The 11,970-nt window shown below is 69.7% G+C and carries 13 protein-coding genes and 1 riboswitch; of the genes, 8 read left to right on the top strand and 5 right to left on the bottom strand.

What is annotated here, in order from left to right; all coding sequences use genetic code 11:
* Window positions 1-232: 232 nt before the first annotated feature.
* Window positions 233-1,087, bottom strand: coding sequence for an SGNH/GDSL hydrolase family protein (locus tag AB0M65_RS36810; protein WP_364038754.1), 855 nt, complete (start codon window positions 1,085-1,087; stop codon window positions 233-235).
* Window positions 1,088-1,360: 273 nt separating this feature from the next.
* Between AB0M65_RS36810 and AB0M65_RS36815 the strand changes: the two genes are divergently transcribed.
* Window positions 1,361-2,065, top strand: coding sequence for a DUF3159 domain-containing protein (locus AB0M65_RS36815; protein ID WP_364038757.1), 705 nt, complete (start codon window positions 1,361-1,363; stop codon window positions 2,063-2,065).
* Between the two features lie 107 nt (window positions 2,066-2,172).
* Here AB0M65_RS36815 and AB0M65_RS36820 read toward each other — a convergent pair whose 3' ends face one another.
* Window positions 2,173-3,138 (bottom strand): BadF/BadG/BcrA/BcrD ATPase family protein, encoded by a 966-nt coding sequence (locus tag AB0M65_RS36820; protein ID WP_364038760.1) that lies wholly within the window; start codon window positions 3,136-3,138, stop codon window positions 2,173-2,175.
* On the bottom strand, window positions 3,135-4,178 hold the full coding sequence (locus AB0M65_RS36825) for an SIS domain-containing protein (RefSeq protein WP_364038763.1): 1,044 nt from the start codon (window positions 4,176-4,178) through the stop codon (window positions 3,135-3,137). The genes AB0M65_RS36820 and AB0M65_RS36825 overlap by 4 nt, the downstream gene beginning before the upstream one ends.
* Before the next feature lie 139 nt (window positions 4,179-4,317).
* Here AB0M65_RS36825 and AB0M65_RS36830 point away from each other — a divergent pair, with 139 nt between their 5' ends.
* Both AB0M65_RS36830 and AB0M65_RS36835 read left to right on the top strand, forming a co-directional pair.
* Window positions 4,318-5,073, top strand: coding sequence for a GntR family transcriptional regulator (locus AB0M65_RS36830; protein ID WP_364038766.1), 756 nt, complete (start codon window positions 4,318-4,320; stop codon window positions 5,071-5,073).
* A 91-nt stretch (window positions 5,074-5,164) separates the two neighbouring features.
* A complete protein-coding gene (locus tag AB0M65_RS36835; protein ID WP_364038769.1) occupies window positions 5,165-6,670 on the top strand; it encodes an MFS transporter in 1,506 nt (501 codons plus the stop codon).
* Here the strand turns inward: AB0M65_RS36835 and AB0M65_RS36840 are convergent.
* Window positions 6,660-7,601 carry a threonine/serine dehydratase gene (locus AB0M65_RS36840; protein ID WP_364038772.1) on the bottom strand — a complete coding sequence of 314 codons (942 nt, stop codon included), beginning with the start codon at window positions 7,599-7,601 and terminating at the stop codon, window positions 6,660-6,662. The genes AB0M65_RS36835 and AB0M65_RS36840 overlap by 11 nt on opposite strands.
* A gap of 150 nt (window positions 7,602-7,751) precedes the next feature.
* Here AB0M65_RS36840 and AB0M65_RS36845 point away from each other — a divergent pair, with 150 nt between their 5' ends.
* Window positions 7,752-8,456, top strand: a complete 705-nt coding sequence (locus tag AB0M65_RS36845) for a hypothetical protein (RefSeq protein WP_364038775.1) — start codon at window positions 7,752-7,754, stop codon at window positions 8,454-8,456.
* A 61-nt stretch (window positions 8,457-8,517) separates the two neighbouring features.
* Here AB0M65_RS36845 and thiE read toward each other — a convergent pair whose 3' ends face one another.
* Window positions 8,518-9,198, bottom strand: a complete 681-nt coding sequence (gene thiE, locus AB0M65_RS36850) for a thiamine phosphate synthase (RefSeq protein WP_364038778.1) — start codon at window positions 9,196-9,198, stop codon at window positions 8,518-8,520.
* 30 nt (window positions 9,199-9,228) lie between these two features.
* A riboswitch (TPP riboswitch) is annotated at window positions 9,229-9,336 on the top strand.
* Between thiE and thiO the strand changes: the two genes are divergently transcribed.
* The 4 genes from thiO (at window position 9,330) to AB0M65_RS36870 (ending at window position 11,921) form a co-directional block, all read left to right on the top strand.
* Window positions 9,330-10,415, top strand: a complete 1,086-nt coding sequence (gene thiO, locus AB0M65_RS36855; RefSeq protein ID WP_364038781.1) for a glycine oxidase ThiO — start codon at window positions 9,330-9,332, stop codon at window positions 10,413-10,415. It overlaps the preceding riboswitch by 7 nt.
* On the top strand, window positions 10,415-10,615 hold the full coding sequence (gene thiS / locus AB0M65_RS36860) for a sulfur carrier protein ThiS (protein WP_364038784.1): 201 nt from the start codon (window positions 10,415-10,417) through the stop codon (window positions 10,613-10,615). Before thiO ends, thiS begins: the two co-directional genes overlap by 1 nt.
* A gap of 2 nt (window positions 10,616-10,617) precedes the next feature.
* Window positions 10,618-11,376: a thiazole synthase gene (locus AB0M65_RS36865; protein ID WP_364038787.1), complete on the top strand. Its 759-nt coding sequence runs from the start codon at window positions 10,618-10,620 to the stop codon at window positions 11,374-11,376.
* Window positions 11,377-11,486: 110 nt separating this feature from the next.
* Window positions 11,487-11,921 carry a MarR family transcriptional regulator gene (locus AB0M65_RS36870; protein WP_364038790.1) on the top strand — a complete coding sequence of 145 codons (435 nt, stop codon included), beginning with the start codon at window positions 11,487-11,489 and terminating at the stop codon, window positions 11,919-11,921.
* Window positions 11,922-11,970: the final 49 nt, after the last annotated feature.

An 11,970-nucleotide genomic window follows, 5' to 3' on the forward strand; every position in this document is an offset into this window, starting at 1 on the left:
CGTGAGTGATCTGGGTCGTTCTAACGACCCAAAACACTCACGAGACCCGACCCACCCGGTACCGGCGCCCGTGTGCTCGCCCTGAGGTACAGGAAGGCCCCCTTCCCTGCGCCTAGGTACAGGAAGGGGGCCTTCATGTACCTCGGGAAGGTGTGAAGGTCGAGTTTCCTCGGCTGAGCCGCGGGAAGGAGTCCTTCACGCGCGAATCGCCACGGAGCGGGAAAAGTCCCCTTCAGCTCGCGTGGTGGTGGATCGAGCGCACCGGGTCCCGGAGTGGTTCGGTCGGGATGGCGGTCACCGCGGTGGGTTCGATCTGCTCCAGCGGGAGCAGCGGCGCGAGTTCGGGCCGCTTCGGGGACAGGCCGTCGCCCATGGACTGGCCCTTGAGGTGACGCCGGATCCACGGCAGCAGGTGCGCCTTCGTCCACTCGAGGTCGGAACGCCGCGAGGTGATCCAGGTGCTCGGCTGCTCGGAGTCGGGCCACGGTTCACGCCAGTCGTCGCCGACCGGGACACCGAGGACCTCGGCCGCGCGCAGCGCGATCCGGCGGTGGGCCTCGGGCGTGAAGTGCAGCCGGTCGTCGCTCCAGGCACGCCGGTCGTGCAGTGGCGCCATCGCCCACATGTCGACCAATTTCGCGCCGTGGCGGTGGGCGATCGCCCACAGATGCGCGTTGTAGATGCCGACCTTGCCGCGCAGCACGTGCATGACCGACAGGTACTTGGTGTCCGGCCCGTTGAAGATGACCACCGGAATCCCGGCCTCGCGCAGCTTGGCGACCCCCGCCTCCAGCCGCGCGGCGACGGCGTCCACGTCCGCGCCGGGCACGATGATGTCGTTGCCGCCCGCGCACAGGGTGACCACGTCCGGCTTCACCGCGAGAGCGATCGGCAGCTGCTCTTCGAGGATCTCGTCGAGCATCTTGCCGCGGAGGGCGAGGTTCGCGTACTGGAAATCGGGCCTGCCTTCGGCCAGGATCTCCGCCAGCCTGTCCGCCCAGCCCCTGAAGGTGCCGTCGGGCAGTCCGTCGTTGAGTCCTTCGGTGAAGCTGTCACCGATCGCCACATAGCTGTCGAATCCAAACACGTTGGGTCCCCTTCCGTCCGTGTTCCCCCGGTTGATACTTGTACATCACAACGAACAGCTGGGAACGCCCCTGCAATCCCACCTGAGCGAAACCCGTGGTTAAGCCTGCTGACACAGTCTCTTATTTTGTCGGACGTCCACGCATCTCCTTTAGTGGGATGTACACTCCTGCGCTGCGGTTTTTCCCCTCAAGCAGGCGCAAACCGGACACCTGGTGTGGCGAACATCTCCCCGGGCGGGTGTCCCGGCTCCCTGATCCGGCAGGCTGTAAGGGTGACCTATCGACCCCAGCGCGAGTCGCTCGCCCAGATCCTCGGCGGACGGCGGGGCGCCATCGACGCGAGCATCCCGCCGGCCGCCTTCGTCGTCGGCTGGCTGATCGCGGGTCAGTCGATCGCCTGGGGTGCCGGTGCGGCCATCGGGGTAGCGGTGGTGCTCGGTGTCTACCGGGTCACGCGTGGCGACAAGGCACGCGCGGTCGTGGTGAGCCTCGCCGCGGTGATCGCCGCCGCGCTGATCGCACTGCACACCGGGCGCGCCGAGGACTTCTTCCTCATCCAGCTGCTGTCCAATGTGGCCAGCGCGCTGCTGTGGGCGGCAGGCAACCTGGTCCGGTGGCCACTGCTCGGTGTCGTGGTCGGGCTCGTGATCGGCCAGAAGACCCGCTGGCGCCGCGATCCCGCGCTGGTGCGCGCGTATTCGCGGGCGAGCTGGGTGTGGGTGTTCCTTCAGTACACACTGCGAGTGGTCGTGTACGGCTCGCTGTGGTGGAGCGGGCAGGTGGTCGCGCTCGGTATCGCGCGGACGCTGCTTTCCTGGCCGCTGGTCGCGGTGACGGTCGCCGTGAGCGGCTGGGTGCTTTATCGCACACTGCCGCCGGAACACCCCGGATTGCGTGTGGTGGAAGCCCCGGAAAAAGCGGATCCGGCGGGCGAGAACCCCGCTGACTCCGAGCCCGATGGGCTGCCTAGGACATAAGGCGGCCCCCGGCGAGGGGGGAGGGTCCGGGGGCCGGGTCCTACGGTACCCGGAGTTCGGGCCCGGAGTCGATGGTTTGGTCTTTTCAGGGTCGTTTTTGGTGTTTTTCAGGCAGGCACCGGCCGCGGCGCGCCTTCCCCGAACGCGTCGACAGCGGCGAGCCAAGCGGCGCCGAGAACGCCGTCGGTGCTGGTCAGGACGTCGAGGCCGGCCAATTCGGCGCGGACTTTCGCCCCGACCGGGCCGTCCGGGGATAACACACTGCCCACCAGGACCACCGGCGTGGTTTCCCCGGATTCGCGCGCGGCCATGACGTTGGACACCAGAAGCCGGGCCGCTTCGGTGGTGATCCGGTCCGCCGCCGGGTCGCCGGAGCGGTCGGCCTCGCTGACGAACGGGGCGAACCGCGCGAGCCGGATCGGCGTCTCGGCGTTGGCACTCGTGATGAGCGCACGCCACACCGCCGTCCGTGCCGCCGCGTCCCGGCTTTCGGCCGCGTCCATTGCGGACGGTCCCAGTGCTTCGGTGAGCACGGCGGTGGCGAGCGGACCCGGTCCGTCGCCCCGGCCGAGAGCATCCAAAGTGGAGCGAACGGCTTCACGGCCGAGCCAGTACGCCGAACCTTCGTCACCGAGCAGCCAGCCGTAGCCGCCGACGGTGGAGACGAGCCGCCTGCCGCGGACCCGTCCGGCGATCGACCCGGTGCCTGCCACCAGTACCGAACCGTCCGGCGCGGAGGTGGCCGACGCGTAGGCGACCTCGGAATCGGGGACCGTCCGCACCGGACTGATCCCCACGTTCTTCCATGCGGTCGCGAAGATCTCCGCTATCGCCGGATCGCTCAGTTTGCTGACACCCGCCATCCCGACGACGCAGGCCGCCGTCGCGGCCGGGTCCAGTCCGCCCAGCGCGCCGGTGATCGCGCTCGCGATCCGCGCGGCGGCTTCGGCGGGTGGATGGGAATTGGGATTCGCCCCGCCCGCACGACCGGCGCCGAGGACGGAGCCGGAGGCGTCGAGCGCGATCGCTCGCGTCGACGTGCCTCCGGCGTCCACACCGATGACGTGGGTCACCGGGTCTTGGTCACCTTCAGCAGCCCGCGCGGGCTGTCCGGGTCACCGCCGCGCGCCAGCGAAAGGCCGAGCGCGATCCGCTGGATGGGCAGGATCTCCAGGATCGGGGCGACCTCTTCGGCCGAAGGGGCGACGCCGATCCGCAACGCGGCCGGGACGTCGGCCGAGGCGGAACCGACCGCGAGCACGTCCGCGCCGCGTTTGCCGACGGCCTCGAGGACCTCCTGCATCGCGCCGACGCCGTGTCCCGCACTCGTCACCGCGAGCACCGCCGTCTCGCCGTCGACCGCGGCGACCGGACCGTGCAACAGGTCCGCGCCGCTGTACGCGCGGGCCGCGAGGTAGCTGGTTTCGGCCAGCTTCAGCGAACCTTCCAGCGCCGAGGCATAGGAGTAGCCGCGGCCGGTGGTGAGCACCCGGTCGACGAAGCGGTAGCGGTCCACCGCGCGCCGCACGCCTTCGTCCGCGCCGTCGAGGGTCTGCTGCGCGAGTTCGCCCAGTTTCTTCGCGTCCTCGCCCTTGCCGCCGCGGACCGCGTCGATCAGCAGGTAAAGGGAGAGCAAGGTGGCCGAGTACGTCTTCGTGGCGGCGACGGCCTTTTCCAGTCCCGCGCCGATGTCGACGCCGAGTTCGGCGGCGGCACGCAGTGGCGATTCCGGGGTGTTGGTGACCGAGACGGTCAGCGCGCCCTGGCGACGCGCTGTTTCGGTGACCTCGATGAGATCCGGCGAACCGCCGCTTTGGCTTACTGTGATGAAGAGAACGTCCCGCAGATCGGGACGGGCGCCGTACAAAGTCGCGGTGGAGGGTGAGACGAGACCGCAGGGGAGACCGAGGAGTACTTCGATCAGGTACTTCGCATACAGGGCGGCGTGGTCACTGGAGCCGCGGGCGGCGAGCAGTGCGAACCTGGGCGGGCGCTGGGAGATGGCTTCGGCCACCTCGGCGATTTCGGCCTGTCGCTCCACGATTCCTGCCAGAATGGCGGGTTGCTGGGAGATCTCCGCGGCCATGTGCTCGCCGGGGCGCTGTTCGGTCATCTCGTTCCCTTCCACCGGACGTACTTCGTCCCCCGAGTAGGTCTAGACCAATGCTAGCCCGAAGGGACGTTTGTGGTGAAGGGTACGTTTCCTAGCGGGGCAGGTGCGCGTTTGAGTGGGAAGGCTTAGGGAGTCGGTCATGTTGGAGACAACCACCGCGGGTGAGGCGGGCGCTACAGCAGGGATGCGCGGGCAGCGCGAACCCAAGTACTGGGCGCTGAAACAGCATCTGCTCGATCTGCTCGACGCGTTGCCGCCGGGATCACCGATTCCGACGGAGCGGGCACTGGCGGGGGAATTCACCGTTTCGCGCACCACGGTCCGGCAGGCGCTCGCCGACCTGACCGCCGAGGGCAGGCTCCATCGCGTGCAGGGCAAGGGCACCTTCGCCGCCGAGCCGAAACTCGCGCAGCGACTGCAGTTGTCGTCCTACACCGAAGACATGCAAAAGCAGGGCCTCAAGCCGTCGTCGAAGCTGCTGGAGATCGACGAACTGCCGGTGGAAGCCGATCTGGCGAAACTGCTCGGAATCCGCGTCGGCGCGAAGATCCTTCGTCTGCGCCGCCTCCGGCTCGCCGATTCGCAGCCGATGGCGCTGGAGACCACACATCTCCCGTTGGGCCGGTTTCGCGGTTTGCGCAAACACGTTTCCGCAGGTGGTTCGCTGTACGCCGTGCTGAGGGAACACTACGGCGTCGAACTGGAAAGGGCCGAGGAAACGATCGAGACCGCACTTGCCGGCCCGCACGAGGCGGAGATGCTCGGCGCCGACGTCGGGATGCCGATGTTGCTCCTTTCGAGGCATTCTTTCGCCACCGACGGAAAACCGGTCGAGTTCGCCCGTGCGATCTATCGGGGCGATCGTTACAAATTCGTCACTACGTTGCTTCCCTGACGAGTCAGATAAACCGGCAAAAGATCGCCCTTCCTCCGCTAACGCAGATTTCGCGGTGGCCCGGCACCGTCCGTCGTGATTCAGTCGTCCCATGACTGACACGGCGGCGGGTATCCGGTGGGGGACGCCGGTGGCGCGCGGGATACTCGCGACGACCATCGTGGGTTCGGGGATGGCGATGCTCGACGGCACGATCATCAACGTCGCGCTGCCGAGGATCGGCGAGGAGCTCCAGGCGTCCGTCGCGGGCCTGCAATGGATTCTCGACGGCTACCTGCTCGCGCTCGCCGCGCTGATCCTCGTCGCCGGTTCGCTCGGCGACCGCTACGGCCGCCGCCGCATGTTCGTCATCGGCGTCGTCTGGTTCGGGATCGCCTCCGGGCTGTGCGCCGCCGCGACGTCCACCGAGATGCTCGTCGCGACCCGGATCCTCCAGGGCATCGGGGGAGCTTTGCTCACGCCCGGCTCGCTCGCGATCCTGCAGGCGTCCTTCGCCCATGACGACCGGGCCCGCGCGATCGGCGCGTGGTCCGGGCTCGGTGGCATCGCCGCGGCGGTCGGGCCGCTGCTCGGCGGCGTGCTGGTGCAGGTGTGGTCGTGGCGGCTGGCGTTCCTGATCAACCTGCCGCTGGCCGCCGTCTGTGTCCTGCTCGCGCACCGGTACGTGCCCGAGTCGCGTGACGAAGAGGCCACCGGGCATCCGGACTTCCTCGCGGCCGCCGCCGGCGCGATCGGGCTCGCCGGGCTCACCGGTGCGCTGGTCGAGGCGCCCGGACGCGGTATCGGCGACGTCGTCGTCCTGATCGCCATCGTGCTCGGCGTCGCGGGGTTGGGCTCGTTCCTGGTGATCCAGCACCGCTCGGCCGACCCGCTGGTGCCGCCGAAGCTGTTCCGCGACCGGACGTTCAGCCTCGCCAACGCGCTGACGTTCGTCGTCTACGCGGCACTCGGCGGCGTGATGATGCTGATGGTCATGCAGTTGCAGGTGTCGCTGGGCTACTCGCCGACCGCCGCCGGGCTCGCCGGGCTGCCGATCACCGTGATCATGCTGCTGTTCTCCGGCCGGTCCGGCGCGCTGGCGCAGCGGATCGGACCGCGGGCGCAACTGGTCATCGGCCCGATCCTGGTCGGCGTCGGGATGCTGCTGCTGATGCGGGTCGGCCCGGGGTCGACGTACCTCGGCTCGGTGCTGCCCGCCGTCGTCGTGTTCGGGGCGGGGCTGGCGACGGTCGTCGCGCCGGTAACCGCCACCGTGCTCGCCGCCGCGCCGGACCGCTACGCCGGCGTGGCCTCCGGGGTCAACAACGCCATCGCCCGGTCCGGCGGGCTGCTGGCGATCGCCGTGCTGCCCGCCGTCGCCGGGCTGTCCGGCGCCGCCTACACCGATCCGGTGGCGCTGACGTCGGGCTGGCGGACGGCGTTGCTGGTCTGCGCGGCGCTGGCCATCGGGGGCGGGCTGATCGCGCTCGGCATCCACAACGGGGTCCTCGGGGCGCCTTCCGCCGAACACGCCGATGACGAGTCACCGCACCCCGGCGAGTGCCTCCACTGCGGTGTCGACTCCCCGCCGACGCACGTCCGGCCCGCTAGTCATTGAGGATCCCGGCCAGTGTCGCCGGGTCCAGGTTGCCGCCCGAAACGACCGAAACGACCTTCCCTTCCGGCAGCGCGTCGCGATGGAACAGGAACGCGGCGGTCGCGGTGGCGCCGCTCGGCTCGGCGATCAGCCGTGACCGGTACGCCAGCGTCCGGACGGCCTCGCGGATCTCGTCCTCGGTGACGGTGATGACGTCGTCCAGCACCGACTGGAGGTGCGCGAACGTCAGCTCCGACGGCTGGGCACGCAGGCCGTCGGCGCTGGTCCGCGCCCGCAGGTCCATCGGCCATTCGATCCGCCTGCCCGCACGCAGGCTCTCGGCGGTGTCGGCGGCGAGTTCCGGCTCGACCCCGATGACCTTCGTGCCGGGGAGCAGTGCCTTGATCGCGATGCCGACACCGGAGGCCAGCCCGCCGCCGCTGAGCGGGACGAGTACGACACCGGCGTCCGGCAGGTCCTCGGCGATCTCCAGGCCGACGGTGCCCTGCCCGGCGATGACGTCACGATGGTCGTACGGCGGGATGAAGGTGAGCGCGCGCTCCTCGGCGACGGCGAGCGCCGAGGACCGCTGCCGGTCGATCGGGACCTCGATGACTTCGGCGCCGAGTGCCTTGGTGGCTTCGACCTTGGCACGCGGTGCCACGTCCGGGACGATGATCACCGCCGGGATCCCGAATCGTTTCGCCGAGTAGGCGACCGCTTGCGCGTGGTTGCCACTGGAAAACGCGACGACGCCGCGAGCGCGCCGCTCGTCGGCCAAAGCGGCGATCGCGTTGAACGCGCCGCGTACCTTGAAAGCGCCGATTTCCTGGAGGCTTTCCGGTTTGAGCCACAACGGCGCCCACGTTTGGGCCAGTAGTGGCGTGCGTACCGCGGCGCCTTTGACACGGCTCGCCGCGTCGCGAATTTCGTCGATCGAAACCAGTTCCATATGTCTTATCCTGTCAAGGAATCGTGAATTGTTGAAAGTCCTTTGTGGACAGATGGCGTGGCGCTCCTCACGTGTGGACAACGAAGGGAGCATCCCGCGCGCCTTAATCGTTAGGACTGGGTGAGGACCGACTAGCGGCAGAACGGGATCATGACCAAGGAGACCTCCGAGAAGACCGAAAAGCAGGGGCGGGTCGTCCAGGTGACGGCGGCCGCGATGGCCGCGATCACCGCGGCGTTGCTGGGTTCCACGCTCGGCGTGGCGGGCACCGTCGCCGGTGCGGGACTGGCGAGTGTCATCACGACCCTCGGTGGCGAGCTGTACCTGCGTTCCCTGCAGCGGACGAAGGACGCGGCACTGAAGGCGCGCATGGTACTGACCGTGCCGGGACGGCGCCAAGTGCTCGATCCGGCGGACCAGGAGACCGTCCGGCTCACGCCGCTGGACGGTGACGAGGCTTCAGGGTCTTCGGAGCGCAAGTTCAAGCCGCGCTGGGCCGTGATCGCCGGTGTCAGCGTGGTGGCGTTCGTGGTGGCGCTCGTCGCGATCACCGGCTTCGAAGGCGCGACCGGGAAGACCTTCGGCGGTGGCGAAGGGACGACCATAGGGAAGATCATCGGCGGCGGACAGGCCCAGGAGCGGCAGGACAAGCGGGACACCCCGCCAGCGACGTCCCCCTCGGAGACCCGCGAGAAGCAGCCGGACTCGACGCCGACGACCACGCCGTCCACCCCGGCGACGCCCACGACGCCGACGACCACCCCGTCGACGACGCCTTCGACGACCCCGCCGTCAACCTCACAGGCACCCCCGACGACTCACTCGGCCCCCGCCTCCGGCACCCCGGCCCCCTGACCCAGCCCCGACCTCGCAAGTAGTCCTCTAGTTGCGGTGCATGCACACGCAAGTACCGCAACTAGAGGACTGGTTGCGGCGTCAGGGAGGAGCGAAGGGCGCGAGCGGCCGCTTCGGGGTTTTCGGCGCCGGTGATCGCCCGGACGACGACGATTCGTGACGCCCCCGCGTCCAGGACCTCCGGCAGGCGATCGGCGTCGATCCCGCCGATCGCGAACCACGGCCGCGACGTCGGAAAAGCCGCCGTCGCGCGCACCAGGTCGAGGCCCGGCGCGGAGCGGCCCGGTTTCGTCGGCGTCGGCCAGCACGGGCCGGTGCAGAAGTAGTCAACGCCCGGCTCCTCGGCCGCGGCCTTGGCCTGTTCGGCCGAATGGGTGGACCGGCCGATCACGACGTCGTCGCCGAGGATCTCGCGGGCCAGCCGCACCGGGATGTCGTCCTGGCCCAAATGCAGCACCTGCGCGCCGACGGCGAGCGCGACGTCCGCGCGGTCGTTCACCGCCAGCAGCTTCCCGTGCCTCTCGCACGCCTCGGCCAGCACTTCCAGCGCCGCGATCTCGTGTTTCGCCTCCAGCGGCGCGCCGCCGGTCTTGTCCCGCAACTGGATGATGTCGACCCCGCCCGCCAGTGCCGCGTCGGCGAATTCGGCGAGGTCGCCGCGGTCGGACCGGGCGTCGGTGCAGAGGTACAGGCGGGCGTTCGCGAGCCGCGCGCGGAGCCGCGGATCAGACAGGGTGGGCATGGCGGCGACGTTACCCGCGCGCTACGGTGGCATGGTCCGCACGGGAGCCCGAGGACGGGCTGAGAGGGAGCCGCGACCGCTCCGACCGTGGAACCTGATCCGGATCATGCCGGCGCAGGGAGCGTGCGTTCATGAGAGAACTTTCGGTAGTCGGCGGCGGGGTCATCGGCCTCTCGATCGCTTGGCGTGCTGCCGTGCGCGGCCACCGCGTCACCGTCTTCGACCCCGATCCGGGGCGCGGCGCGTCCTGGCTCGCGGGCGGCATGCTGGCCCCGGTCACGGAGGCCTGGCCCGGCGAGGAGGACGTTCTCGCCCTCGGCGAGGCGTCGCTGCGGCGCTGGCCCGATTTCGCCCGTGACCTGGCGGAAGAGGGCGTCGACCCGGGTCTGTCGCCGCACGGCACGCTCGTCGTCGCACTGGACAGCGCCGACGCGGGCAACCTCGAAATGCTGGCCGCGTACCTCGCCGAACTCGGCCGCGACGTCGAGCAGCTGACCGGCCGCGAGGTCCGCCGTGCCGAGCCCGGGATCTCCGGCTCTGTCCGAAGTGGACTGTTGGTGCCCGGGGATCTGGCCGTGGACAACAGAAGGCTGCTGCGTGCGCTCAAACACGCTGGTGACAAGCATGCGGTCGGCTTTCGCCACGAGACGGTCACGGGCTTCGAAGACCTCGAAGGCGATGTCGTTCTCGCCGCCGGTGCCTGGACCGGCCGCCTGCATCCCGCGCTCGCCGACGCCGTCCGCCCGCTCAAGGGCGAGATCCTGCGGCTGCGGCCCCGCCGGGGCTGCCTGCCGCCGCCGCGCCGGACCGTCCGCGCGATGGTCGAGGGCCGCCCGCTTTACCTCGTCCCGCGTGACGACGGCGAACTCGTGCTCGGCGCGACCCAGTACGAGGCCGGTTTTGACGAGACTGTCGCCGCCCGTGGGGTCCGCGAGCTGCTCGAAGGCGCGGAGCGAGTCCTCCCGGGCATCGCCGAGTACGAACTTGTCGAGATCGCAGCCGGGCTTCGCGCGGCAAGCGTCGACACGATGCCTTTCATCGGTGAGCTGGGCGAAGGCGTCTTCGCCGCGACAGGCCACCATCGCAACGGCCTCCTGATGGCCCCGGTCACCGCGGACGCCGCGCTGGCCTGGCTGGACGGCGAGCCGTTGCCGGACGAGATCGCCGCGGCCGCACCGGCGCGGCTCAGTGGTCGGTTCAGCAAGGAGCGGATGTGATGGAGATCCAGGTCAACGGCCAGCGGCGTGAGTTCCCCGACGGGACAACGGTCGAAGGCGTGCTCGAAGCGCTGGGCACGGCGGCGCGGGGCGTCGCGGTCGCGGTGGACGGCGTGGTCGTCCGGCGCGGCGAATGGCCGGAAGCGGTGGTGCGCAAGGGCGCCAGCGTCGACATCCTGACCGCGGTCCAAGGAGGATGAAAATGGACGGCGACCATCTCGTCATCGGCGAGCACAAGCTCTCGTCACGGCTGATCATCGGCACCGGCGGCGCGGCGAACCTCGCCGTGGTGGAACGCGCACTCGTGGCGTCCGGCACGGAACTGACCACCGTCGCGATGCGGAAGGCCGACGCCGATGGCGGCTCGGGTGTGCTCGAACTGCTCCGGCGGCTCGGCATCCGCCTGCTGCCGAACACCGCGGGCTGCCGCACGGCCGCCGAGGCCGTCCTCACCGCGCGGTTGGCACGTGAGGCGCTCGAAACGGACCTGATCAAGCTTGAGGTCCACGCCGATGACCGCACCCTGCTGCCGGACCCGTTCGAGACCCTCGAAGCGGCCGAACAGCTCACCGCGGACGGCTTCACCGTGCTCGCGTACACCAACGACGACCCGGTTCTGGCGCTCCGGTTGGAGGAGGCGGGCTGCGCGGCCGTGATGCCGCTCGGCGCGCCCATCGGCACCGGTCTCGGCATCCGGAACCCGCACAACATCGAGCTGATCGTGTCGCGTGCGGGTGTCCCGGTGATCCTCGACGCCGGGATCGGCACGGCCTCGGACGCGACGCTGGCGATGGAACTCGGTTGCGACGCCGTCCTGCTCTCCACCGCCGTGACCAGGGCCGCGGACCCGGAACGGATGGCGTCGGCGATGCGCGCCGCCGTCACCGCGGGACGGCTGGCCGCGAGCGCGGGACGGATTCCGCAGCGATTCTGGGCACACGCCTCCAGCCCACCCCGATAACCCTTTTGTACGGTTCACGGCCTTGACGGCGAGTGTGCCCCGGAAGCCCGTATGGTTGACGGCACTTTCCGGGGGCGCACCGCGCCACCGTGTACCCAGAGGAGCCAGTGGTGACCACGTCAGCGGTCCAGGACGTTTCGGGCAGATTGTTCCTGGCGGTGGGCAGATTGTCCCGGTCACTCCGGCAGGCGGGAGTGCCCGGACCGGGCCACGGCGCGATCTCGGCGCTCGCCACGCTCGTGAACTACGGCCAGCTCCGTCTGGGTGATCTCGCGGCGAAGGAAGGCGTCGCCGCGGCCACCATGTCGCGGATCGTCGCTTCGCTGGTCGAGGCCGGCTACGTCAGCCGTGAATCGGACCCGATCGACAGGCGGGCCTGGCTCGCGGAGGCCACCGAAGAGGGCGAGAGGCTGGTTTCCGGCGTCCGGTCGACGCGGGTGCATGAACTGGGCATGCGCCTCGAACGGCTGACTTCGGAGCATCAGGCGGCGCTCGCGGCGGCTCTTCCGGCACTTGAAGCGCTTATTGCTGACGACGACCGCTAGGCGTCACCTGTGGCGTTGCTCGCGTGAAGTACAGGAAGGCCCCCTTGCT

This window comes from Amycolatopsis sp. NPDC051071, assembly GCF_040682875.1.
Lineage (GTDB): Bacteria > Actinomycetota > Actinomycetes > Mycobacteriales > Pseudonocardiaceae > Amycolatopsis.